Source organism: Daejeonella sp. AP26 (genome assembly GCF_056680515.1).
The window spans coordinates 33,001-58,650 of the sequence record NZ_CM155286.1; the positions used below are offsets into that span (position 1 = coordinate 33,001).

Consider the following 25,650-nt stretch of genomic DNA (forward strand, 5'->3'; position numbering starts at 1 on the left):
ACGGTATTGCTTCCGCCTGTAGCATTTAAATTGAATTTACGCAGAACAACTGGTTACATATTGTTAAGCTTTTTGTCGGCTCCCTTTATTCATTTCATGTTTTCATTCTTTATTGGATGGACTGAAGATATGCCTTTTTGGTAAATTCCTTTCGCTGGTAATCTGCTAAGCTAACTTTAATGAGCCGCGGTTGATGTTAAGATTGGCTCTATAAAAATGGAATAAACTAAAAAAGCTGTTCGAGGTGAACAGCTTTTTTATAGGGATAATAACTACAGCTTCTTGATCACAATGTTGCGATACCATACTTTATCGCCGTGATCCTGTAAAGCTATTTTCCCCGATTTGTAGGTGCCGAAACCATTCATCGTGGCAAATTTGCTTCCCGCCAGCATTGTCCGCCAATTATCATCCCATAGCGTCGTTGAGACTATTTCTGTTCCGTTAAGCTTGAAAGTTAATTTTCCGTTATTTGAAATGATTTCTGCCAGGTTCCATTCGCCTACTGGTTTAACAGGCTCACTGCTGCTTGCTATAAGGTCGTAAAGGTCGCCTGCACGATGCTTGTGGATTTTTGCATCAGCATGTCCGTCATTGTCCAGAACCTGCATTTCAGGGCCGGTGTTATAAGTGCTTTTAAACTGCGTGGTATCTTCATGCACATAGAAGATGATACCGCTGTTGCCTTTCGGGGAAATTTTCCATTCAAGTTTTAGATGGAAATTATCAAACTCTTCATTGGTTACCAGATCTCCACCACCCTGGATTTTTCCGTCTACTTTGTTGTCAGCATCCAGGTAAATTGCACCGTTTTCAAACTTCCACGCAGAACCTGCGGTTGCCTGGCCATAGGTATGCCAGTTATCTAATGATTTCCCGTCAAACAAAGGAACGAAGCCCTCATTTGAATTGTCGGATGATTTGCTCATAGGGTCAGTACTTTTAACGCTGCCACAACCTAATGCAAGGGCGGCAATCGAAAGGATGAATAAAGTTTTACGCATTGTATTTAGTTTAGTAGTTAGTAGTTAGTAGTTAGTAGTTAGTAGTTAGTAGATAGTAGTTAGTAGATAGTAGTTAGTATTAGTAGCAGGTTTGATCAGGTCATACTACCTGTCACCTAATAACTAAGCTTAAGCTGACAGCTGATTGCTCACAGCTATTTAATGCTGTCTTTTTCTGAAGTATCCGCGGGCGAGGCATCAGTTCCAATCTTGGTGACATTTGTATCTACACTGGATTGCTGGGCGGCTGCGCTGGGGTTTTCTCCGGCTTCAGTTGTATCATCGGCAACTTCGCTTTTACCGCCGCTATTACAGGCCATGATTGTTGCTGATAAAGCTAATACGATCAATAATTTTTTCATCTTGGACAAGTTTAAGTGATGTAATTAAATTCCTAAGATCTTTCTGTTAAGTTCTTCATTAGGCGCTGTTCCGGCGAAATCGTCAAATGCGCGTTCGGTTACCCTGATGATGTTGTTCTTTATGAACTGAGCGCCTTCACGGGCTCCATCTTCAGGATGCTTGATACAACATTCCCATTCCATAACGGCCCAGCCTTTAAAATCATACTGAGTCAATTTACTGAATATCTTCTTAAAGTCTACTTGCCCGTCACCCGGTGACCTGTAGCGCCCGGCACGGTCTGCCCAGTTCTGGTAGCCACCGAAAGTTCCCTGCCGGCCAGTGGAATTGAACTCGGCATCCTTTACATGGAAAGCTTTGATCCGCTCGTGGTAGAGATCAATGTATTCAATATAGTCAAGGCATTGGAGCACAAAGTGCGATGGATCATAAAGCAGGCAGGCACGGGCGTGATGATTCACCTTCTCCAGAAACATTTCATAGGTGATACCATCGAAAAGATCCTCTCCCGGATGTATTTCATAACACACGTCAACTCCCTGCTCATCAAAATAATTCAGAATAGGAAGCCAGCGTCTTGCGAGCTCTTTAAAACCGTCTTCGACCAGGCCTTCCGGGCGTTGTGGCCATGGATGAAAGGTGTGCCATAGCAATGAGCCGCTGAAAGTGGCGTGGGCGGTCAGTCCCAGGTTTTTGGAAGCAAGTGCCCCGTATTTTAATTGTTGTACCGCCCACTCGGTCCGACCGGCAGGATTCCCTCTTAAATTGGCCGGTGCAAAAGCGTCAAATAATGTATCGAATGCAGGGTTTACCGCTACCAGTTGGCCCTGTAAATGGGTCGAAAGCTCCGTAATCTGCAATCCACACTCGTTAACGACCCCTTTGATCTCATCCGCATAGGTTTTGCTTTCCGCCGCCTTTTGAAGGTCAATGAAGCGACTGTCCAGGGTGGGTATCTGCACTCCCTCAAAGCCAATGCTCTTAGCCCACTGACAGATTGATTTTAACGAATTAAACGGGGCCTCCTCACCAATAAATTGAGCAAGAAATATAGCGGGTCCTTTTATTGTTGTCATTTTTAGGTATTAGGTTTAAGCTGTTAGCCATCAGCTTTCAGCAGTCTGCAAAAATTAAGGACTAAGCAGGAGTTACTTCCCATTCATAATTCTTAATTCATAAGTTTTAATTATCTAGATTATCTAGACTTCATAGTTTGTCCATTTTTCACTGCTTTGGGCGCTGCGTACTACGTTATCTATAAAAGCCATGCCTCTTACACCATCATCTACAGAAGGAAAATCAAGGGCTTCCTTGGATGGCTCCGTTCCATCCATGCGGGCGGTTAACGTTAATGCAAAATTGCGGTACAGATTTCCGAATGCCTCCAGGAAACCCTCAGGATGTCCGCCCGGTGTGCGCGAATTTTGGATCGCGTTCGACGAAAGCCTGTCAGCGTAACCGACACCGGTCCTTAAAATCTCAGTGGGCCGGTCCAGCCACTTAACCAGCAAAGTATTCGGTTCTTCCTGCCGCCAATCAAGGCCGCCGTTTTCCCCGTAAATCCGCAATCTTAATGCGTTTTCTTCACCTGCTGCTACCTGCGAAGCCATTAATACGCCGGTTGCGCCCTCATCAAAGTGTAACAAAACGCTTCCATCATCGTCCAGCATCCGACCGTCCACTACAATGTTCAGATCGGCACATAGCCTGGTAATCTTTTGGCCGGTAACATATTCAGCGAGGTGAGCTGCATGAGTACCAATATCACCCATGCTTCCGGATTTCCCGGATTTTCCCGGATCAGTACGCCAGGCTGCACCGGCATTCCCTTCACGTTCAGAAAGTCTGCTAAGCCAGCCCTGCGGATACTCTACATATACCTTGCGAACTTTTCCTATTGCTCCATCGCTGATCATTTGTTTCGCTTGTTTCACCATCGGGTAACCCGAATAAACATGAGTTAATAATAAAAGTAATCCAGTTTCTTCCACCTTGGCTTTTAACTGCTTAGCTTCATCAAACGAAAAGGTCATAGGCTTTTCAACCACCACATGAAAGCCATTTTCAAGGGCCATCATCGCCGGAGCGAAATGCGCAAAGTTAGGGGTGACAACTGTTAAGAAGTCCATTCGTTCACCCTCAGGTAGAAGACTCTCTTTTTCAATCATCTCTTCGAAGGTCTTGTAGATCCTGTCGGGAGGAAGGAATAACATTTTGCCGCTTTCCTCAGCGATTTCGGGGTTGATACTTAAGGCTCCGCAAACAAGTTCAATAAGCCCATCCATATTGGCGGCAATTCGGTGAACGGCGCCAATGAAAGCGTCCTTGCCTCCGCCTACCATTCCCATGCGTAATTTTCTGTTCATGTAAAAAGTTTAAGATTAAGATGGATAGTGATGTTTTTTAAAAATAAAAATATACATTTATTTATTACTACTATAGCACTTTATAGTAGCCACTAAACTAACCAATAGTAATGGAATCGCGTATTTACTTAGAAATTTCTTCTAAAAGCCGGCATTACAAGTGTATCGACAACACATACGATAATCTTTTGTTCACTTCAAAGCCTCTCTTCCGCTTTGAAAATCATGCAAATTCTCTTAGAATTAAACTTCAACAACTATAAATGATGAATTCTACAATTCGTATTAAACTTTCTGTAATGATGTTCCTTGAATTTTTTATTTGGGGAGCCTGGTTTGTAACGCTGGGAACTTTTTTAGGAAATAATCTTGAGGCCTCAGGGTCGCAGATTGCTGCTGCCTTTTCGACCCAATCATTTGGAGCTATTATCGCTCCCTTTATTATTGGCTTAATTGCCGACAGGTATTTCAATGCAGAAAAGATTCTGGGTATTTTACACCTGGTGGGTGCGGTACTAATGTACCTGATGTTTCAAAGCACTGATTTCGCGGGCTTTTATCCTTTCGTGCTGGGTTATATGATCATGTATATGCCGACGCTCGCCCTGGTCAATTCAGTGTCGTTTAACCAGATGAAAGATCCGGAAAAGGAATTCTCGACCATCCGGGTTTGGGGAACTATAGGATGGATTGTAGCTGGATTATTGATCAGCTTCTTATTTCACTGGGATTCTGCCGACGGTATTGCTGATGGATTATTGAGAAACACATTCTTAATGGCGAGCATTGCGTCCCTGGTTTTAGGATTATTCAGTTTCATGCTTCCGGCAACTCCGCCTAAGGCCAGTAGAAGTGACAAAGTAACTGTCTCGGATCTGCTTGGATTAGATGCTTTGAAGTTGTTGAAAAGCAGAAATTTCCTTATATTCTTTTTATCGTCTATCCTGATTTGTATCCCGCTGGCGTTTTATTACCAAAATGCGAATCCTTTCCTGTCATCAATAGGACTGGAGAATCCGACCGGTAAGATGACCATTGGCCAGATTTCAGAAGTATTATTTATGCTTCTACTGCCGATATTCTTTAAACGGTTCGGGGTTAAAATTACTATTCTGGTAGGTATGCTAGCCTGGGTAGTACGTTACGCCCTGTTCGCGTATGGCAACGCAAGTGACCTCACGTTTATGCTGATTTTGGGTATAGCACTCCATGGCGTATGTTATGATTTCTTCTTTGTGTCCGGCCAGATCTATACGAACTCAAAAGCAGGAGAGAAGTTTAAAAGCGCTGCTCAGGGATTGATTACGCTGGCTACGTATGGCGTTGGTATGCTTATCGGTTTTTGGGTGGCCGGGCTGGTTACAGACGCGTATAAGCTTTCATCGACAGAAAATGACTGGCAATCTATATGGTTGATTCCTGCCGGGATCGCTGCAGTTGTAACGATTTTATTTGTGATCTTCTTCAAGAATGAGGAGGTGGTTAAGCCAGAACATAATGTTAGTGACAAAGTGATTTCAGAAATTTAAATAATTTGTTTTTTGTAAATTATAACTGGAAATTATAAAGTCTGAAGGTTAGTAGGATTTGAAAATAATTAGAACATAAATAGTATATATCACCAACCAAAATAAATATAACATGGCTGATAACACATATGATGCAATTGTAATAGGTTCAGGAATTAGCGGAGGATGGGCTGCGAAGGAATTGACCGAAAAGGGGCTAAAGACTATTATGCTTGAACGGGGACGGAACATTGAGCATATCAAAGATTATGTCAATGCAAATAAGCATCCCTGGGAATTTCCCCACAGAGGGGGTCGTACTCAGGAGATGATTGAAAACTACCCTGTGTTGAAACGTGACTATCCTCTTAATGAAACTAACCTTGACTTTTGGGCTGTAGAGAAAGATAACCCTTATACCGAGATAAAGCGATTTGACTGGTTTCGTGGATACCAGGTTGGAGGGCGTTCATTAATGTGGGGCCGTCAAAGTTATCGTTTAAGCCCGATGGATTTTGAGGCTAATCTGAAAGACGGAATTGCTGTTGACTGGCCCATCCGATATGATGATCTTGCGCCTTGGTACAGCTACGTAGAGAAGTTTGCTGGGATCAGTGGCTCACGGGATGGATTGCCCCAGTTGCCTGATGGTGAGTACCAAAAGGCCATGGATATGAACGTAGTTGAAAAGGACGTTGCTGCACGTATTAAAGCACATTATAAAGGTCACCGTCACATGATCATGGGCCGTGTAGCCAACATTACGGAGCCTTTACCGGGACGGACCAATTGCCAATACCGAAATAAATGCTGGTTAGGCTGTCCATTCGGGGGATATTTCAGCACACAATCGTCTACTTTGCCGGCAGCCGTAGCTACAGGCAATCTCACCTTGCGGCCTTTCTCTATCGTCACCCGGATACTCTACGATAAGAACACAAAAAAAGCTACCGGCGTAGAAATTATTGATGCGGAGACTAATAAGACTTATGAATACCATGCAAAAGTGGTTTTCGTATGTGCTTCAGCGTTAAATTCTGCCTGGGTGTTGATGAACTCTGCTACCGATGTATGGGAAGGAGGATTGGGAAGCAGCAGTGGAGAATTAGGACATAACCTGATTGACCATCATTTCAGGGCAGGAGCTTCCGGAGAGGCAGAGGGCTACGACGATAAATATTATTATGGCCGCAGAGCAAACGGTATTTATATTCCAAGATTCCAGAATATAGCCGGAGATCGAAAGCGAAACTACATTCGAGGTTTTGGATACCAGGGTGGTGCAAGCCGCGACGGATGGGGTCGTGAAATTGCCGAACTAAACATCGGCGGTGAGTTCAAAGATGCCCTTTGTGAACCCGGGAAATGGAGAATGGGTATTACCGGCTTTGGTGAGACGCTGCCTTACCATGAAAATAAGATCACACTGGATAAAACCCGCAAGGATAAATGGGGATTGCCAGTACTCGCAATTGATTGTGAGATTAAAGATAACGAGCTGAAGATGCGTAAAGATATGATGGAGGATGGTAAGGAGATGCTGGAAGCGGCAGGTCTGAAGAATGTGACCTCTTACGATGCCGGCTATACTATGGGAATGGGAATACATGAGATGGGTACAGCACGCATGGGTAGAGATCCTAAAACTTCAGTTTTAAATGGTAACAACCAGGTGTGGGACGCCTTGAACGTGTATGTAACTGACGGCGCAGCGATGACTTCGGCTGGCTGCCAGAACCCTTCGTTAACCTATATGGCAATGACTGCAAGGGCCGTTGATCATGCAGTGAGAGAGCTTAAAAAAGGTAATGTTTAGTATAAACGCCTTCTGGCATAAACAGAAATAAAAATCATGGATAGAAGAGAAGCTATAACAAAAGTAAGCTGGCTGCTTGGCGGAACCATTCTCGGTGCGAATCTTTTTCTGGAAATAGGGTGTACGCCTTCAACCGAAAAGGCTGCAAGCACAGGTTCTTTTTTTAATAAAGACCAAATAGCCTTGTTAGATGAAATGGGAGAAACCATTTTACCGGCAACGAGTACGCCAGGGGCTAAAGCGGCTAAGGTCGGTGAATTTATGAACGTCATGGTTCGTGATTGCTACACTAAAGCAGACCAGGATATTTTTCGTGAAGGCATGGAAAAATTAGATGAGCAGTGCAAAAAAGAGCATGGCAAGTCATTTATGGAATGTAGCCCGGCTGAAAGGACCGCGTTATTCACAAAGGCGGATGCTACCCAAAAGGCTTATATGAAAGATAAAAAGCCTGAACAGCCGTCACATTATTTCCGGATGATCAAAGAACTTACGTTGCTGGGATTTTTTACTTCAGAAATAGGTGCCACCAAGGCTCTACGTTACGTTGCCATCCCGGGTAAATATGATGGAGATGTCCCTTACAAAAAAGGAGATAAAGCCTGGGCGACCTGATAGAGGATTTCAATAAATTTAAGATTCAATACAATAGAAAGTGTGATTTTGTAACCGACATTGATCATGCTAGTTTTTTCACAGTCAAAAAATAAATTATGCCTGAAAACAAGACAAGCAGAAGAGACTTTGTAAAAACCGCTGCCATTGCCGCTGCTGGTTTTATGATTGTGCCCCGGTACGTACTGGGTGGGAAAGGATTTACTGCACCAAGTGACCGCCTTTTAGTGGCAGGCATAGGTGTCGGAGGCAAAGGGCAGAGCGACCTTTCGAGTTTCTACAAAGGTGGTAAGTGCGATGTGGCTTACCTTTGCGATGTAGATACAAAGCGGGCCGCTGCATCTGTTAAGAATTTCCCGAAAGCTAAATTTTATAAGGATTGGCGTGAACTGTTTGATAAAGAGTCTAAAAACTTTGATGCAGTCTCCGTGGCCACTCCTGATCATAACCACGCCATTATCACTTTAGCGGCGATGCAAATGGGTAAGCATGTGTATGTGCAGAAGCCGCTGACTCATGATATTTATGAGGCAAGAGTGCTGACCGAAGCTGCGAAGAAATATAAAGTGGTGACCCAGATGGGTAACCAGGGCGCTTCCGGGGATGGAGTCAGACAGTTAAGGGAGTGGTATAATGCCGGTGTTATTGGTGATGTACATACGGTTTACTGCTGGACTGACCGTCCGGTGTGGCCACAAGGTATTCAATGGCCGCAGCAGAAAGCAGAAGTACCGGCAAACCTTGACTGGAACCTTTGGCTTGGAACCGCACCACAGAAAGACTATATAGAAAAACTTGTTCCGTTTAACTGGCGTGGCTGGTGGGATTATGGAACCGGTGCCCTTGGAGATATGGCCTGTCATCTGGTAGAAGCTCCATTCAGAGTTTTAGGCCTTGGATATCCTACCGAAGTTGAAGCTAGTGTGGGCAGTGTGTATGTTGATGAATTTAAACGTGGATACTTTCCTGAAAGTTGTCCACCGTCTTCACACGCTATCATGACTTTTGCATCTAAAACAAGCGGAGGAAAGCCAATAAAACTTCACTGGATGGATGGTGGTATTCAACCGGAGCGGCCGGAAGAATTAGGACCTAATGAACAAATGGGTGATGGCGGTAACGGTGCTCTCTTTATTGGTACAAAAGGGAAGATGATGTGTAGTACTTATGGGCGTGATCCAAAGTTATTACCACTATCGCGTACTACTGAGGTGAAAACAACCAGAACCATTCCATTGGTTCCGGGTGGTGAGGAAGGCCATTACACCCAGTGGGTTGAAGCTGCAATTGCCGGTTATGGTAAGATGGAGTTAAGTTCTGACTTCTCTATTGCGGGACCACTTACTGAAACTGTATTGATGGGTAACCTGGCCATTCGTGGTTATGACATCCGAAAACCTTCAGGGAATGGCTTTGCTTACCCTGGCAGATATATTAAGTTATTATGGGATGGCCCTAATATGAAAGTGACAAACTTTGACGAAGCTAACCAGTTCGTGAAGCGGGAGTATAGGGAAGGCTGGAAGTTGGGAGTTTAATCTTCAGTAGTTATATAAAAAAGCGACACTTGATTTCTCAAGGTGTCGCTTTTTTTGTCCTTTTACTCAGGATTAATCAGTAATTTCAATTTTCACTATCTGGCCTCCTCCTTCAGTAGAAACCGGGCCAAAGCCAATATTTGAAACATACAAATGACCATCAGGGCCGGTCGTTATTCCAGTAGGAAGTACAAGTCCTTCGGTAATAGTTTCTTTGTTACCATTGGCAACGCGGATGACCCTGCCTGTTCCGGGAGTAGGAAAAGGATTGTTAGTTGTATTCTCTAAAACATATAGGCGATTTTTCTTATCGAAGGCTAGCCCCAGGATGGTGGTAAAGCCTGTCTTGAACACGTCAAGCTCGCCTTTTAAACTCGAAGTGTACACGCTGGAACTTCCCTGAACAATCGGAAAAATATTCAGGTTTCCAAAATAGAATTTATCACAATAAGCTAACACGGTCGGTACAATATGTCCATAGGTAGCTGAGATGTCAGCAATACGGGTAATCTTTCCACTGGTAGTAATCTTAATGAAATCACCGTGATTTGCATCCAGAGCATAAAAGCTTCCGTTCACATAGATCATGCTGTACCATTCTCCATCGGGTTGAAAATCCGCTGGCGGAGCTGCCACAGGATTGTTCTTTACCCATGCACTTAAATCAGCTATAAGCTTTGGCTCTCCGGAGGCACTAACCTTGTACAAACCGTTAACTTTCTCCGGCACTCCATGTGAACATCCGCCACCGGTTATAAGCGCGTAGAGGTCATTTCCGCAAAAGGCTATATCGCCAACTCCACTCACGGAAGGATCGGCGGCTGCCTGTGATGAGGGAAACTGATCAGAAACCGTTGTTCTTTCGCCAGAGCTGCTGATTTTGGAGATCCGACCACCAGTAGGACTCCCAAGATATGGTCCAAGGAAGGGTACCTGTTCACATTGGCCTACCGTTGAATTGGTTCCGCCGGGACCACCCTCCGCGACATACAACAAACCGTCAGGTCCGAACTTTAAGCCACGGGGATTTTGCAAACCGGTCGCGACGACTGTAAAAGTTTCCTGTACCTGGTCAGGTTTGGCAGAGAAGAGTGTCGGCGATTCCTTTTGGCAGGATGTCGACTGCAATGTGACCAACACAATCGCCAGAAGTAGTAGTACTTTTTTTGTTTTCATAATATATCTCCTTTTGGTTAATAGATTTCATATGCAGGTCGAAAAATAGACGACTTGGTTAATCTGCCGGGTAGCTGGACCGTAGCATGAACGAAAAAGGAACGTTTAAGAATTAAGTGGATTTTGGAACTTGGAAATGCGCGGCTAAGAAATAGACGGGTATTTAAAATATGAAACAATATTGTACTAATAGGAAAAAATGCAGTTTGTTTGCGCAAAATCAAATTTTATTGTACAAGCAGATTGCACCCTCTTATATCACTATTATCAAAACGTCCCAGTACCTCAAAACCGCCATCCGGATGAAGTTTCCCAAGGTCTTGGGTTGCAATAAAGGAGCAGGAGTTTATATTAGCAAGATCGATTACATTAATTCCGCCCGTCTTACCTTCCTGTAATAAATCCAGCGGGTCATTTGTATCCCGGATAAGCACTTTCATCCATGCTGGGCAATGGAATATACCACCCCCTTTTGAATAAGCCTGGGAGAGGAGTTCGGTCATTCCATATTCTGAATGTACTCCAGGCACCCCGAAACCCTGGCATAATGATTCGTGAAGTTCAAGACGAATCATCTCTCTGCGTTTTCCTTTCATTCCGCCTGTTTCCATTACTATTAATTCCGGAAATTCAATGGTGTGACTTTCTGCAAAATCAAGGAGGGCGTAAGTGACACCGATTAACAGGGTATGTGTGTGCTGCTTTTTAAGATCTTTCAAAGTGTCTGCGAGATCGGCGTGGTTATATAAAAAATACCCGCTCTGATCATGACCGCTTTTTCGAATCAGGTCGTCGACCATATAGATGAGCGAGGATCCCTCTCTTTCCAGATAGGAGGGTAATAAAGCTAAAATGGCGTAATCCCTGATATCACCATAGAACTGTTCAAAGGCAAGGCGGTAACTTTTCTCATAAATGCGCAAATCAGTCACTGGATGCTTGCTTTGTAAGATACCAGTAGTACCTGAACTTGTGAATATAAGATCGGGCTTAGCTGTAGAGGAAATTATCTCATGAGATTTAAAGAATTCAATTGGTAAATAGGGTATCTTCTTTAATTGGGTAATTTTATGAGGATCAATACTTAGATTCCTGAGAAAATCCCGATAAACCCGGCAATTTCTGGCTTGCAGCCTAAAAACCTCTAAGGCAAGGCTTTCAAACTGCCTGGAATTTTTAATAGAAAAAATGTCATTTACTACCACCGGGCAAAGATACAATTAGGAATTTAACGCTATTAATGCTTTAGGTCCTGTTTAGTTATCTGGATTGTTTGAGAATCTTTTGCAGCAAACCGGCAATAGAAGCCGGCTAATGCCGATACGCCTCCAACAAGGCCACCAACTAGTCCGGTAACCAGCAAGATGATGAGCCAACCGAAAGAAGAAGCGGGTAGGGTCAGCATTTCTGCCACCCGGTTTGCTAATAGATTTTCATTGGGAACAGATTGGATCAGACCCATTATTATCCATAATAAGAGGATGGCCAAAAAGCCTGATCCAAAAGTCCGGCCAGCGCTTTTAGCTTTCCAAAATGAAAGGCCGAATGCGACAAGCGCGATTATCCACCAGGGCAAAAAGAATTGTAATACAAGTGAAATGATGAGTATTAGAAGGAATAGCATATGTAGTTGGTTAGGTTTTTAGTTAGTTAGGTAATTAAGTGGTTAGTTGTTTTTAGTTGGTAGGCTATAGTTGCCCAAGGGTTAGCGAATAGTTTGGGTATCGTTTAGGAAGTGTTGGTTTGCGATAAATAATAGCGCTTCAGGCCGATAAGTAGTTTGCCAAATACTTTCAATTTTTAATAAGCAAATCACTGGTTGATCCTCTGTGATAATAATAATCTTTTGAAATATATAGTTGTGTTTCAAGCTCGAATAGAGAACTTCTGGCAATGGATAGAACATGTAGCGTCTCTTCAGGATGTTTCTCGTCCCAGCCTTCAGCAATGTTCGAAGGCACCGAAACAACGCATCTTCTGATTTGTGAAGTTAGTCCAAACTGCTCAGCTTTCTGATATTTTGAGGTAAGGGCGTTCACGTGAGAAGCTAATATTCCTCCTTGTTTCCCGACATCTAACTCGGTTTATTTTTGACACGGCATATCGACTATCTAAACACCAACCATCTAACCAACTACTTACTCATCTTCCAGGTTGAAATAACCCGGTCAGAAGCTTCGGTTTTTGATTTCAAATAAAGTAGTTCGTTCAGTTTTCCGTTACTCCAGGTATCCACCATATCGTCATAATAGAAGCTGCCCGGGTTTCCTGATTCACCGCCCGGGAACACCCCATAGCCTTTGACCTCTTTCCCGAGGGCTACAATCATGCGCCATGACGGTCCGTTGGTTTCACTCATGGCATTCACCGATGACTTGGAGCCACCATTATTAATGAACTTCGAGCCAAAGCCGGCAATTTTTGCCAGATGAGGAACATGGCTATGTTTTACATTACCCCATTTCCATTCGTCATCGATAGGCCCATATTTATCTTCCAGACTGTCTACGGTTGTAATAAAGCTTAACTGAACTATATCATTTATCGTTTCCTTCTGTGGGGTATTCAGATTATCAAACCATTGCGCGTTCGGTTCTTCAAGCAGCATTTGGACCATCCGGTCACGGGATGGATATCGCATGGGCTTGTTGGGTTTAGTAAATTCATCGTCCCAGATGTTTTTCTCCAGCACTTTTCTCCAGATCTCAAATATGCTTGCCCCGATTTCCCCGGAATCATAGAAGTTGTTCCACTCTGAAACAATTTGATAAGCTTCCTTTTGGGAGGCATTCAATTTTTCTGTGTCTATATTTTCTAGAAGCTTTAATCGTATATTTTCTGCAAGTATACTGTAGTTATCGTTCTGCAAGTTGCGCATACTATCAATGGAAGCCTTGCTCATAGCTGTTAAACGCTTATTGATTCGGTGGGCTCGTTCATAAGGAGCGAATTCCCAATTAATATAGTAGGGATAGGTTTTATCTGTTGAGGATTGGTTTGCGGAACTGACAAAACCACGGGTAGGGTTTTTTATGGTTGGATTTTGCTCTGCCGGTATTCTGCCATGCCAGTCGTTTGCAGGCAAGCTGCCATCTAATATAAACTTACCCTGATTTCTGTATTTTAACGGAAAATAGCCATTCGGGGTAATTGCGATATCGTTTCCTGCACTCGCAAAAATAAAGTTTTGTGCGGGGGCGCTGAAGTAGGAGATTGCTTTGCGGTAATCGTTATAGTTTTTGCTCCGATTGAGCATATAAAACGTTCTGAAATCATTTGACTCATCATGTGCTACCCAGCGTAAAGCATGTCCCTCCGGGATGTTTTTTGCCTTTGCATAGCTGGCTGGCTTTTGTCCTTTGAGGTAAACAACCGGTCCGTGGTGAGTATAGTAAACGGTGTCTACAACTGTCTTTGCTCCTCTGACTCCAATGTTTTCAATGCGCTTTTTTACTTTATTCCAGGAGTTATTATACCAGTATTCGTTCTTAGAATCGTCTTTGAATCTAATTTGGTACCAGTCTAATACATCTGCGTCGACATTAGTAACCCCCCAGGCAATATCTTTATTAAAACCGATAACTACTCCGGGAGCCCCCGGAAGAGACACACCATAAACATTTGCATCATTGCTTACCAACTGGATCTGGTACCAAATCGATGGCAGGCTAAGTTCGAGATGGGGGTCGTTAGCCAGCAAAGGAAAACCGGTACTAGATTTGGATCCTGATACTGCCCAATTGTTGGAACCAATACCTTCTATCTTTTCTTTAGTTATGATGTTTTGATCATCAGCATTTGTAAGCAGGACTGGAGGCTGTGGGAGTTCCAGGGGGGTAAAATCCCACTTTGTTCCTGCCGGGATGACTGGGTCTTCACGGAAAGGGTAATCAGGAAACAAATTTTTGACAATTTCAGGGCCGTACTCATTCAATACATTATTCATATAAAACTCGTTGGAGCCGCCAGATAGAGTTGCTGACATCAGTTTTAGAAGAAATGCTGAATTTATTACCTTCCACTCCTCAGGCTTATAATTCAGGATTTTAAATTCGATCGGATAATCCTCAGGCTTCAGCGATTTGATATAAGCGTTAACGCCGGCCGCGTATGCTTCCATCACTCCCAGCATTTCAGGGTCTTTTTGCATCCCTTTAATCATATTCTCAGCTCCGTAAACCATGCCCATTCGACGCTGATATTTATCTACGTCGATAGCCTTAATCCCCAGAACTTCAGATAGGCGTCCCGAAGCAAAGCGGGTCTGAAAATCCAGTTGCCATAAGCGGTCCTTAGCAGTTATATATCCCTGTGCAAAAAATACATCGTGATTATTCGCAGCGAAAATGTGCGGAATCATCTGATCGTCGAACCTGATTTCTACGGTTCCTTTTAATCCTTCAAGTTTGAATTCCTTTACGTGTGCCACATTTCTGGATTCAGCATTTTGCCAAAAACCATGAAACGGATCAAGAAATTTTCCTAACGGAGGCACGTCTCCAATCTTCGAATTTAAAACTATGACCATTGCCACAGCAGATACTGATGTGATGATTGCTTTAATGATTCTCATTACTTAATAAATTCATTCTATCGATAAATATGAATAATTTTAATACTTAAGCCAAATAGTATTTCCCCCAATTAGAGTAAGCTGTCGCTCTCAGTTCGTCAATGGATAATTCGCCACAGATAAATTGCTATGCAAGCATAAAAAAAATTGCTTGGAATTGTATAAAAACAAAATAAATACTATGTTTATCTCAACTAACCAAAACTAATCAACCCTTACTAAACTCTAATTCTATGTTTAAAATTTTTACCCGTCTGGCCAGCACACTGGCTTTCGTTGCGGTAATCAGTTCTATGGCCTTGGCTCAGGGCGTTACTGTTTCGGGCACTGTAACAGACATGGCTACAAACGAAGCTCTGGCCGGTGTTGCGGTCTCAGTAAAAGGGAAGGCTGTCGGTACATCTACTAACGAGAATGGGAGATTTACATTTACAACTTCGGAAGCCACCCCGTTTACAATTGTAGTAAGCTATTTAGGTTACAGAAGCGTGGAGCGCTCCATCGCAGGATCTGTATCAAATCTTATGATTGCGTTGGAATCGCAGGCGATCCTGGGACAGGAAGTAGTCATTGCAGCTTCAAGGACCCCTGAAAAAATTCTGGAATCACCGGTTTCGATTGAACGTGTGGGAATTGCAGCGATTCGTGAAATGGCTGCGCCGTCCTTTTACGACGCTTTGGCAAACTTAAAAGGTGTTGAAATGAGTGCCCAAAGTTTAACATTTAAATCAGTTAATACCCGGGGTTTTAATTCTAACGGTAATACGCGTTTTAATCAATTGATTGACGGGATGGATAATCAGGCTCCAGGACTGAATTTCTCTGTTGGTAACATTATAGGTATCTCAGAACTGGACCTTGATAATGTGGAATTATTGCCGGGAGCATCCTCTGCTTTATATGGTGCCGGTGGTATCAATGGTACTATGTTGTTAACATCTAAAAGCCCGTTTACTCATCAAGGAATCAGCTTCCAGGTAAAATCAGGTATTAACCATGTGGACGATCCTTTGCAAAACACTCAGGGTTTTGAAGATGTCTCATTCCGTTATGCAAAAGCCTGGAACAACAAATGGGCATTTAAAACCAATATATCTTTCCTGCAGGCTCAAGACTGGCGTGCTGGAAATGTAACCAATTTTGACCGTACTGGCCGGGCAGTAAAACCAGGCGATAGGAGCACTGATCCTAATTTTGATGGTATCAACATTTATGGGGATGAGGTAAATTCAAATATGCGCAATGTGGCCAATTCTGTACAGAGTGCTACAAACGCTGGTATTGCTGCCGCAACTAACGGAGCAATTCCAAATATAATTGGTATGATCAATACACTACCGGTTACAGCCACTCCGGCTCAGATTGGTGCTTTTCTTGGCAATTTCCCTGCTGCTTTGAGACCTGCCATTCAGAATGTACTTCCATTCAATATTGGGCTGCGGGCCGGGCTAATTCCTGATCAGGCTGTTTCGAGAACGGGCTACATGGAAAACTATTTGGTTGATTACGATACTGAGTCGTTTAAGACATCAAATTCGCTTCATTACAAATTGAGTAATACTGTTGAGGCTATTGCACAGGCAAATTGGGGCTCCGGAACGTCGGTATATACCGGGTCTGACCGGTATTCTCTTCGTAACTTTAGTATTGGCCAATATAAATTAGAATTAAAAGGTCAGGATTTCACATTAAAAGGTTATACCACTCAGGAGCGTTCCGGTGATTCGTACATCTCCTCTATCCTGGGTAGTTACATCAATGAAACATCAAAAGTGTCAACTACCTGGTTTCCTCAGTATGTAGGTAATTACGTGGGTGCTCGTGCAGCGGGCGCTCCGGATCAACAAGCACACGCTTTCGCTCGTGCGGCCGCTGACCAGGGTCGTTTTGAACCAGGTACTCCGGCTTTTGAGAATGCCAAGAATAAGATCATGAACACCAATATAAGTGATCCGACTGCACTGGGAGCTAAGTTCAATGATAAAACCAACCTATATCACTATGAGGGTATGTACAATTTCACGAATGCATTTAAGAATGCGGTGGAATTCCAGGTAGGAGCTTCGTACCGTGTTTATGACCTAAATTCGGGCGGTACCATATTTGATGACCTTAGCCGTGAAATTGACATCAACGAATACGGTGCTTTCGGAACTTTAGGAAAAAAAGTATTGAATGATAAACTAAAGTTAACCGTAGCTGGCCGTTATGATAAAAGCACCAACTTTGAAGGCCGGTTCACTCCACGTGTAACAGGTGTTTTCACAGTAGCACCAAATAATAATATTCGTCTTTCCTATCAGACCGGATATCGTAATCCGACCACTCAAAATCAATATATAAATCTTTCGGTAGGAGGTGGTTCGACGCGCTTAATAGGTGGAATTCCTGAACTTGTTGAAGGGAAGTTTAAACTGATTAGCAATAAACCTTATACTGATGTAAGTTATCGCAGTTTCCTTGCTTCTGCCTCCGCCGGAGCTCCGAACCCTGCGTTATTACAACAGTATACATTTACACCAGAGGGCGTTCAGCCTGAGAGTGTGCAAGCCTATGAACTTGGATATAAGGGTTTATTAGGTCCGAATGTTTTGATCGATGCCTACGGTTACTATAACCAGTATAAGAATTTCATTACTGCCGTAGAAGTTTACCAGATGAACGGTACAGCATTTACCAAATTTGGTGTTCCTGTAAACGCTGAAGGTGAAGTTTCATCTTATGGCGCTGCTCTGGGTTTAGACTATGTAATAGGTCAGTTCAATCTGAACGGTAACGTTTCTTATAATGAGATAGGAGATCTGCCTGCCAATTATATCAATGATTTTAACACTCCGAAAATCCGTTATAACTTAGGAATAGGGAATAAAAATATCGGTAAAAATCTTGGTTTCAATGTGGCATACCGCTGGCAAGATTCATTCTACTGGACTTCTTCTTTTGCTTCCGGTGATGTTGATTCCTTTGGAACGCTTGACGCTCAGATTAACCTGAAAATTCCTTCAGTAAATTCGATGCTAAAGTTAGGCGGGTCTAATATTTTAAATAAGTATAACATCACTTCATACGGTAACCCGGCAATGGGAGCCATGTATTACATCGGTTTTACGTTCAATCAGTAAGGAGATTAATATAAGAATGCCCCGTCCGAAAATTCGGATGGGGCTTTTTGATTTTTAGTCATCAATGAGATGCTTTATTGGCAACCTTTTTAATGTCATTTAGCGGGTTATATCCTTATAAAAATCTACTTTCGTGTTCTTCTTACAATAACCATATGCGACAAAAAAAATACCTCTTAATAGTCGTCTTTACTTTTCTAATAACCGTAACTGGTTTTGCTGCAATAGCCCCTCTGGAACGCATTGAACCTGCTTTCTGGTGGACAGGAATGAATAATCCGGCTCTACAGCTTATCGTACACGGTGAGAATATTAGCCAGCGTGAAGTCCAGCTTTCTTATCCCGGAGTTTCTTTAAAGCAGGTTCATAAAGTAGAAAACAATAATTACCTTTTTCTTGACCTGGAAATCTCGGCTTCTGCCAAGCCCGGGAAGTTTAATATCAGCTTTAAGAGAGAAGGAAGCAAGCCGATAAGCTACAGCTACGAATTGAAAGCCCGTGAACAGGTTGTTAAAGCGCAGGGCGTTACAAATAAAGATTTTGTATACCTGATTATGCCTGACCGTTTTGCGAATGGTGATAAGAAAAACGATGTGATTAAGGGGATGAAGGAAACATCTCTGAATCGTGATTCAATGTATTTACGTCACGGTGGGGACCTGCAGGGCATCATCAACAATCTGGATTATCTTCAGGAACTTGGCGTGACTACTTTATGGTTAAATCCAGTCTTAGAAAATGATCAGCCAAAGACATCCTATCATGGCTACGCTAATACTGAAAATTACAAAATAGATCGCCGTTTTGGCAGCAATGAATTGTATAAAAAGTTAGTTTCTGAGTTGCACAAGCGTGGGATGAAGATGATGAAAGACCTGGTGCATAATCATGTGGGTACAGAACACTGGACCATTAAAGATATGCCGTCAAAAGATTGGGTTCATCAGTGGCCGGTATTTACAAAGACCTCGTATAAAGATCAGGTTCTGTTTGATCCATATGCCTCGAAAGCGGATAAGAAAGTAATGACTGACGGTTGGTTCGATGGCCACATGCCTGATATGAATCAGAACAATCCTTTTGTAAGAAACTACTTCACCCAAAGTCATATCTGGTGGATCGAATATTCAGGACTGGACGGCTTCCGGCTAGATACTTACGCATATAATGATTTAGGTTATATGGCCGAATGGGCTAAAGCAATCACCGCTGAGTATCCTCAGATGACCTATTTTGGTGAAACGTGGGTACATGGATTACCAAATCAGGCTTACTTCACTGAGGGAAATACGCTAAATCAGAATTTTGATACAGGTTTGCAATCAGTCACAGACTTTCAAGCTTTGTGGGGTATAACAGAAGCGTTAAATGGCAAGTTTGGATGGAATGACGGCGTGAATAAATTATATACTACCATTGCCAGTGATTTTTTATACAAGGATCCAACGAAGCTGGTGGTGTTCCTTGCTAATCATGACTTGCCACGTTTTTATTCGGTAGTTAAAGAAGATATTAAAAAATATAAGATGGGAATAGCCTGGTTATTAACCACCAGAGGAATCCCTCAATTTTATTACGGTGATGAGATTCTCATGAAAGGTCTCACTAACCCGGATGGACTGGTAAGGTTTGACTTCAAAGGAGGATGGCCCGGAGATAAGGACAACAAATTTACTGCTGCAGGAAGATCTGAAAGCGAAAATGATGCTTTCAATTATGTAAAAAAGCTAGCCAACTACCGCAGAGATTCCCCGGTTTTACAGACTGGAAAGTTGATGCAATATGTTCCGGAGAACGGAGTGTATGTATATTTCAGGTACGATGCTGATAAGACCGTTATGGTGGTCATGAATACCAATGATGCTGAAACGGCATTGTCTTCCAAACGATTTACTGAGAGATTAGGAAGTAGTTCAAAGGCAATGAATGTGCTAACGGACGAATCTGTTAGTCTGGATAACCTGAAAGTGCCCGCTCAAACTACCGCAGTTTTTGAATTGAAATAATATGGCCGAAATTAAAGCATGTATTTTTGACCTTGATGGAGTTATTGTTGATACAGCAGTTTATCATTTTAAAGCGTGGAAGCGCCTGGCTAACGAACTCAATTTTGACTTTACTGAGGAAGCAAATGAAAAGCTAAAAGGAATTAGTCGTAAGGAATCCCTGGCTCTGATACTTGGCTGGGGTGGCGTTGATAAAACGGAAACCGAAAGGGAAGAGTTGGCACAGCGTAAAAACGACTGGTATGTTGATATGATCAGCGGGATGACGCCAGCCGAAATCCTTCCCGGCGCTCTGGAGTTTTTGCAGGCGTTAAAAGAGGCCGGATATAAAAGTGCACTGGGTTCTGCAAGTAAAAACGCCGGAATCATCCTTAACAAAGTCGGGCTGACCTCATATTTCGATGCGATCGTTGATGGGAATATAGTCACCGCTTCCAAGCCCGATCCGCAAGTATTCTTAAAGGGTGCTGAAATGTTAGGCGTTGAACCTGCAGCCTGTGTAGTATTCGAGGATGCCATAGCTGGAGTAGAATCTGCTTTAGCAGGCGGAATGAAAGTGGTGGGTATTGGTTCAAAGGAAACATTAGGCGGGGCAAACCTGGTTATTTCAGGTTTGCATGAAATGAATTTAGAAATATTAAAAAATTTATAAAGCTTGCAAATCCTCTAAACTCCTTTCCTTTGGAAAGGGAACAGGGGGTGAGTGGTAAGGCCCATGAAGAATTATATTAAAATAGACGAGTGGAATATCATTGAGGAAGATTTCGATCCACACCTCAATAAGATCTCCGAAAGCATTTTTAGCCTTGGAAATGGTCGTATGGGCCAACGGGCAAACTTTGAGGAAAGTTATTCGGGAGAGACATTACAAGGCAATTATGTTGCCGGGGTATATTACCCCGATAAGACCCGTGTAGGCTGGTGGAAGAACGGCTATCCTGAATATTTTGCCAAAGTATTAAATGCAGCCAACTGGATCGGCATTGATATTAAAATTGATAGTGAAACTCTTGATCTGAATAGCTGTGTAACCAGTGACTTTCGCCGCGTTTTAAACATGCGCGAAGGTTTTCTTGAAAGGCTATTCATCGCGGAGTTAAAAAGCGGGAAAAAGGTTGAGGTAAATGCCAAGCGTTTCTGCAGTATCGCTGATGATGAAGCTGGGGCTATTCGCTACAGTATTAAAGCGCTCAACTTCAGCGGCAATATCACGGTCACTCCATCTATAGACGGCGACGTTAAAAACCAGGATGCCAATTACGATGAGAAGTTCTGGGATGAGTTGAATAAGGAAACTCAGGCTGATCGGGCATTTTTGACGATGAGAACTAAAAAGACCGGATTTGAGGTTTGCACCGGGATGCAGGTATCCGTAAGTATCGATGGAAAGCCAGTTGATTTTCGTGCAGACACCGTAGAAAAAGATAAGTTTGTCGCATTAGAGATTAATCAACAAGTTGATGAAGATCAAACATTGGTGGTTTATAAATATGCTGTAAATCTATCTTCTGAAAATCATCCTAAGGAAGATCTTCTTCAAAACTCAAAGCAGCTTATAAGTTCAATTTTCGAAAAAGGCTTTGATACCATGCTTAAGGAACAGGCGCGAGCCTGGTCTAAAAAATGGGAACAGGCAGATATCGTTATTGAAGGTGATCCATCAGCACAGCAGGCTATCAGGTTTAATATATTCCAGTTAAATCAAACCTATACCGGCGAGGATGCCAGGCTGAACATTGGACCTAAGGGATTCACCGGCGAAAAATATGGGGGCTCTACCTACTGGGACACAGAGGCCTATTGCGTGCCTTTCTACCTGGCAACTGCTGATCCAGAAGTGACTAAAAACCTGTTGATCTATCGCTATAATCATCTGGAGAAGGCGATAGAAAACGCTGCAAAGTTAGGTTTTAAGGACGGCGCAGCTTTATATCCAATGGTGACCATGAATGGCGAAGAGTGTCATAATGAATGGGAAATCACTTTTGAAGAAATCCATCGTAACGGTGCCATCGCTTTTGCCATCTATAATTATATCCGATACACAGGAGATGAGAATTACTTGCAGGAATATGGCCTGGAAGTATTGATTGGAATTGCCAGATTCTGGGCGCAGCGTGTTAACTGGAGTGAAAACCGGAAGCAATACGTGATGCTTGGGGTTACCGGACCGAATGAATATGAAAATAATGTCAATAATAACTGGTACACCAACACGATAGCTTCATGGTGCTTGAAGTATGCTGCAGAGGCATTAGAACTGGTCAAAACCAATGACTCCAACCGCTACAGTGAAATTGTTTCCAGAACGAACTTTGACGATAATAATGAAGTTGCAGACTGGTTAGATATTAGCAGTAATTTATATTTTCCTGAAGACAAGGACGCAGGAATATATCTGCAACAGGACGGTTATCTTGATAAGGAGCAAACGTTAGTGAATGATCTTCCGGCCTCAGAAAAGCCGCTGAATCAGAAATGGAGCTGGGACAGGATCCTTCGTTCATGTTTTATAAAGCAGGCTGACGTCTTGCAGGGATTGTATTTTTTCGAGGACCACTATAGCGTGGAAACTATTAAACGCAATTTCGACTTCTATGAACCACGAACGGTTCATGAAAGTTCGTTGTCCCCATGTGTCCACGCCATATTGGCTGCACGATTAGGTGATGGGGAGAAGGCATATGAATTTTATCTTCGTACAGCCAGGCTTGACCTGGATGACTATAATAACGATACAGAAGATGGCTGTCATATTACGTCAATGGCTGGAACCTGGATGAGCGTGGTTGAGGGTTTTGCGGGCATGAGGGTTAAAAACGGATTACTGATCTTTAATCCCTTTCTCCCGGATCAATGGAAATCTTTTTCTTTTAATATAGGCTTCCGCGGTTCCTTACTGAACGTAAAAATCGATAAAGAGACTATCACGATCAGCAACCAATCGGCCAAGCCGGTGGAAGTACTGGTTTATGATAAAGAATACCCAATTTCAGCAGATTCGAATATCGTGGCCGCTTATGGTTCTCAAAAATAAAGTTGCGATAATAACCGGAGCTTCCAGAGGTATTGGAAGAGCAATAGCGCTCGATCTTGCTAAGGCCGGTGTTTATGTGATCTTAATAGCACGCAACGAAAGCGAGTTGATGGAAATCGTCAGGATTATTATTAACGACGGTGGTAAAGCAAGTGCTTTTCCCTTAGATATTACGGACGAAACAGCCGTTAAGCAGTTTCTAATTTCCCTGTCAGCTATCAGTAACCAGGTGGACATCCTTATCAATAATGCGGGCATCGGTAGCTTTGAATCCGTTGTGGAAACTGATAGTGCTTTTTTTGATCAGGTGATGGACGTTAATGTTAAGGGCACCTTCCTAATGAGTAAACACCTGCTGCCGTTTATGCAGGCACAAAAAAGCGGACACATAATCACTATCGCTTCTGATGTTTCAAGGCGTACCTTTGCCAACGGCGCTATGTATTGTGCAAGTAAGTACGCGCAAGATGCTTTCTGTTCGGCATTGCGGAAAGAAGTTAGAGAATTCAATATAAAGGTTAGTGTGGTATATCCCGGAAAAGTAGAAACCTGGTTCAATAATAATACTCCGGGGCCAAATAAGGAACAGCTGCAGCTAAATCCGGAAGATATAGCTAACTCTGTTAACTACATATTATCTGCCCCTGCACATGTAGTTATTGATGAGCTCATGATTCATCCCTTATCACAAGATTATTAAATAATATTAAATGAGTAAAAAGCTTTATCCGGTTTTTTTATTTGCGCTGTTTGTCGCAAATTGTTCCCCCAAAGTAAACACTCCTGCAGTTATGGATACCAATCACTCCGAAGAGAAAATTACTGATAATAAACTGGTGATCTACCAGATGATGGTAAGGTTGTTTGGTAATAAAAATCAAACAAATAAGCATTACGGATCTATTGAAGAAAACGGTTCAGGAAAGTTTAACGACATAACAGGCCTGGCTCTGGATAAGTTGAAAGATCTTGGGATATCACATGTTTGGTACACTGGTGTGATTGAACATGCGACCATGACCGATTATACCGCTGCCGGAATAAGGATGGACGACCCGGATGTGGTGAAAGGAAGGGCCGGTTCACCCTATGCTATTAAAGATTATTATGATGTAGACCCGGATCTGGCGGTTGATGTAAGCAATCGGATGAAAGAATTCGATGACCTGGTAAACCGTACTCATGACCATGATCTGAAGGTAATTGTTGATTTTGTGCCTAATCACGTGGCCCGGCACTACGTCACAGAGAACAACCGTCCGGGTCCGAAAGACTTCGGCGCTGAGGATGACATCTCAAAGGAGTTTGACCCTGGTAACGACTTCTATTACATATCCGGTAAAAACTTCAAAGTTCCTGAAGGGGTTAATGCGGGCGGAAACGATTTTCACCACCCGTTAAAGGACGGTAGATATGCAGAATATCCTGCTAAAGCGACCGGCAATAACGTTTTTTCTGAAGCGCCCGGTATTAACGACTGGTTTGAAACGGTCAAGCTAAACTATGGGATTGATTACCGTAATAAGCAGACGCATTTTGACCCGATACCACCCGTATGGCTGAAGATGCGGGATATTTTGCTTTTTTGGACCGCCCGAAAGGTAGATGGTTTTCGCTGCGATATGGCGGAGGAAGTGCCAGTGGAATTTTGGAGCTGGGTAATTCCGGAAATAAAAAAGGCCAACCCGGATATTATATTTATCGCTGAGGCCTACAATGCTCAAAAATACGCAAGCTTCCTCACCACCGGCAACTTCGATTTCCTGTATGATAAAGTCGGTCTGTACGATGGATTAAAGAAGCTGATTAAAAACGAACATCATGCAGATGTAAAGGATATTACACATGTATGGAGTGTTGAGAGCAAAGGTTTCTCATCGCGCATGCTGCGTTTTCTGGAGAATCATGATGAAGAACGAATTGCATCTCCTGCATTCGCTGGCAATGCCTGGTATGCAAAACCGGCAATGGTAGTAAGTGCAACCTTGTCTACTGGCCCGGTGATGATATATTTTGGGCAGGAAAGCGGGGAACCCGGACATGGCAACGCAGGTTTTGCCGGCGAGAACAACCGGACTACCATATTTGACTATTGGGGCGTTCCGGAACACCAAAAGTGGATGAATAACGGTGCCTTCGATGGCAAAGGGCTTAGTGAAGATCAGCATTATCTCCGTGGATTCTACAGCACGCTTTTAAATGCGGTGAAAACGGAGAGGGCCTTGCGTAAAGGGGCGTTTTTGGAGTTAGTTCATCAGGAAAACTTTTCGAACCGTAATTATGCTTACCTGCGATATACAGCTGATCAGCGAATATTGGTAGTGGCCAATTTCGAACGGGAGCGGCGTCTGCATTCCAAGATCCATTTACCTAAGGAGTTTTTGACGTCAATTAAGAACAAGCAGAATGTTAAGCTCCGTGACATCTTAACAGGCAAAACATTTGTCGTTACAGATCTCTCGGCCGAGATACCAGTGGAAGTGGCAACAACCGATGCATTGATACTAACCTTTTAAACCCAACCAT

General features: G+C 43.0%; 19 protein-coding genes. 10 read left to right on the forward strand and 9 right to left on the reverse strand.

The window, feature by feature from the left end:
* Nucleotides 1–272: 272 nt before the first annotated feature.
* The 4 genes from AC1MCB_RS00145 to AC1MCB_RS00160 all read right to left on the reverse strand — a co-directional run bounded on the left by AC1MCB_RS00145 (nt 273) and on the right by AC1MCB_RS00160 (nt 3,733).
* A complete protein-coding gene (locus tag AC1MCB_RS00145) occupies nt 273–1,004 on the reverse strand; it encodes a 3-keto-disaccharide hydrolase (RefSeq protein ID WP_479966721.1) in 732 nt (243 codons plus the stop codon).
* Nucleotides 1,005–1,159: 155 nt separating this feature from the next.
* Nucleotides 1,160–1,366: a hypothetical protein gene (locus tag AC1MCB_RS00150; protein WP_479966722.1), complete on the reverse strand. Its 207-nt coding sequence runs from the start codon at nt 1,364–1,366 to the stop codon at nt 1,160–1,162.
* A gap of 24 nt (nt 1,367–1,390) precedes the next feature.
* Nucleotides 1,391–2,443, reverse strand: coding sequence for a sugar phosphate isomerase/epimerase family protein (locus AC1MCB_RS00155; RefSeq protein ID WP_479966723.1), 1,053 nt, complete (start codon nt 2,441–2,443; stop codon nt 1,391–1,393).
* Between the two features lie 123 nt (nt 2,444–2,566).
* A complete protein-coding gene (locus AC1MCB_RS00160; protein ID WP_479966724.1) occupies nt 2,567–3,733 on the reverse strand; it encodes a Gfo/Idh/MocA family protein in 1,167 nt (388 codons plus the stop codon).
* 266 nt (nt 3,734–3,999) lie between these two features.
* On the opposite strand from AC1MCB_RS00160, the gene AC1MCB_RS00165 reads away from it, so the two are divergent.
* From AC1MCB_RS00165 to AC1MCB_RS00180, 4 genes are all read left to right on the forward strand, one after another.
* Complete coding sequence (locus AC1MCB_RS00165; protein ID WP_479968766.1) at nt 4,000–5,262, forward strand: nucleoside permease; 1,263 nt, start codon at nt 4,000–4,002, stop codon at nt 5,260–5,262.
* 112 nt (nt 5,263–5,374) lie between these two features.
* Nucleotides 5,375–7,057, forward strand: coding sequence for a GMC oxidoreductase (locus tag AC1MCB_RS00170; RefSeq protein ID WP_479966725.1), 1,683 nt, complete (start codon nt 5,375–5,377; stop codon nt 7,055–7,057).
* A gap of 36 nt (nt 7,058–7,093) precedes the next feature.
* Complete coding sequence (locus tag AC1MCB_RS00175; RefSeq protein ID WP_479966726.1) at nt 7,094–7,672, forward strand: gluconate 2-dehydrogenase subunit 3 family protein; 579 nt, start codon at nt 7,094–7,096, stop codon at nt 7,670–7,672.
* A gap of 98 nt (nt 7,673–7,770) precedes the next feature.
* Nucleotides 7,771–9,210: a Gfo/Idh/MocA family protein gene (locus AC1MCB_RS00180; protein ID WP_479966727.1), complete on the forward strand. Its 1,440-nt coding sequence runs from the start codon at nt 7,771–7,773 to the stop codon at nt 9,208–9,210.
* A 72-nt stretch (nt 9,211–9,282) separates the two neighbouring features.
* Here the strand turns inward: AC1MCB_RS00180 and AC1MCB_RS00185 are convergent, their stop codons facing one another.
* From AC1MCB_RS00185 to AC1MCB_RS00205, 5 genes are all read right to left on the reverse strand, one after another.
* The gene (locus AC1MCB_RS00185) at nt 9,283–10,386 is read right to left on the reverse strand and encodes a ScyD/ScyE family protein (protein ID WP_479966728.1); all 1,104 of its coding nucleotides are present in this window, start codon (nt 10,384–10,386) and stop codon (nt 9,283–9,285) included.
* 227 nt (nt 10,387–10,613) lie between these two features.
* On the reverse strand, nt 10,614–11,606 hold the full coding sequence (locus AC1MCB_RS00190; protein ID WP_479966729.1) for a long-chain-fatty-acid--protein ligase: 993 nt from the start codon (nt 11,604–11,606) through the stop codon (nt 10,614–10,616).
* A gap of 17 nt (nt 11,607–11,623) precedes the next feature.
* Complete coding sequence (locus AC1MCB_RS00195; protein WP_479966730.1) at nt 11,624–12,010, reverse strand: hypothetical protein; 387 nt, start codon at nt 12,008–12,010, stop codon at nt 11,624–11,626.
* A gap of 169 nt (nt 12,011–12,179) precedes the next feature.
* Nucleotides 12,180–12,425, reverse strand: coding sequence for a four helix bundle protein (locus AC1MCB_RS00200; RefSeq protein ID WP_479966731.1), 246 nt, complete (start codon nt 12,423–12,425; stop codon nt 12,180–12,182).
* Between the two features lie 95 nt (nt 12,426–12,520).
* Nucleotides 12,521–14,959, reverse strand: a complete 2,439-nt coding sequence (locus tag AC1MCB_RS00205; protein WP_479966732.1) for a penicillin acylase family protein — start codon at nt 14,957–14,959, stop codon at nt 12,521–12,523.
* Between the two features lie 233 nt (nt 14,960–15,192).
* On the opposite strand from AC1MCB_RS00205, the gene AC1MCB_RS00210 reads away from it, so the two are divergent.
* The 6 genes from AC1MCB_RS00210 to AC1MCB_RS00235 all read left to right on the forward strand — a co-directional run bounded on the left by AC1MCB_RS00210 (nt 15,193) and on the right by AC1MCB_RS00235 (nt 25,640).
* Nucleotides 15,193–18,081, forward strand: coding sequence for a TonB-dependent receptor domain-containing protein (locus AC1MCB_RS00210; RefSeq protein WP_479966733.1), 2,889 nt, complete (start codon nt 15,193–15,195; stop codon nt 18,079–18,081).
* Between the two features lie 155 nt (nt 18,082–18,236).
* A complete protein-coding gene (locus AC1MCB_RS00215; RefSeq protein ID WP_479966734.1) occupies nt 18,237–20,087 on the forward strand; it encodes a glycoside hydrolase family 13 protein in 1,851 nt (616 codons plus the stop codon).
* Between the two features lies 1 nt (nt 20,088).
* Nucleotides 20,089–20,739, forward strand: a complete 651-nt coding sequence (gene pgmB / locus AC1MCB_RS00220) for a beta-phosphoglucomutase (protein WP_479966735.1) — start codon at nt 20,089–20,091, stop codon at nt 20,737–20,739.
* A gap of 63 nt (nt 20,740–20,802) precedes the next feature.
* Complete coding sequence (locus tag AC1MCB_RS00225) at nt 20,803–23,124, forward strand: glycoside hydrolase family 65 protein (protein WP_479966736.1); 2,322 nt, start codon at nt 20,803–20,805, stop codon at nt 23,122–23,124.
* Nucleotides 23,108–23,824, forward strand: a complete 717-nt coding sequence (locus AC1MCB_RS00230; RefSeq protein WP_479966737.1) for an SDR family oxidoreductase — start codon at nt 23,108–23,110, stop codon at nt 23,822–23,824. Before AC1MCB_RS00225 ends, AC1MCB_RS00230 begins: the two co-directional genes overlap by 17 nt.
* Before the next feature lie 10 nt (nt 23,825–23,834).
* Complete coding sequence (locus AC1MCB_RS00235) at nt 23,835–25,640, forward strand: alpha-amylase family glycosyl hydrolase (RefSeq protein ID WP_479966738.1); 1,806 nt, start codon at nt 23,835–23,837, stop codon at nt 25,638–25,640.
* The last annotated feature ends 10 nt before the right edge of the window (nt 25,641–25,650 follow it).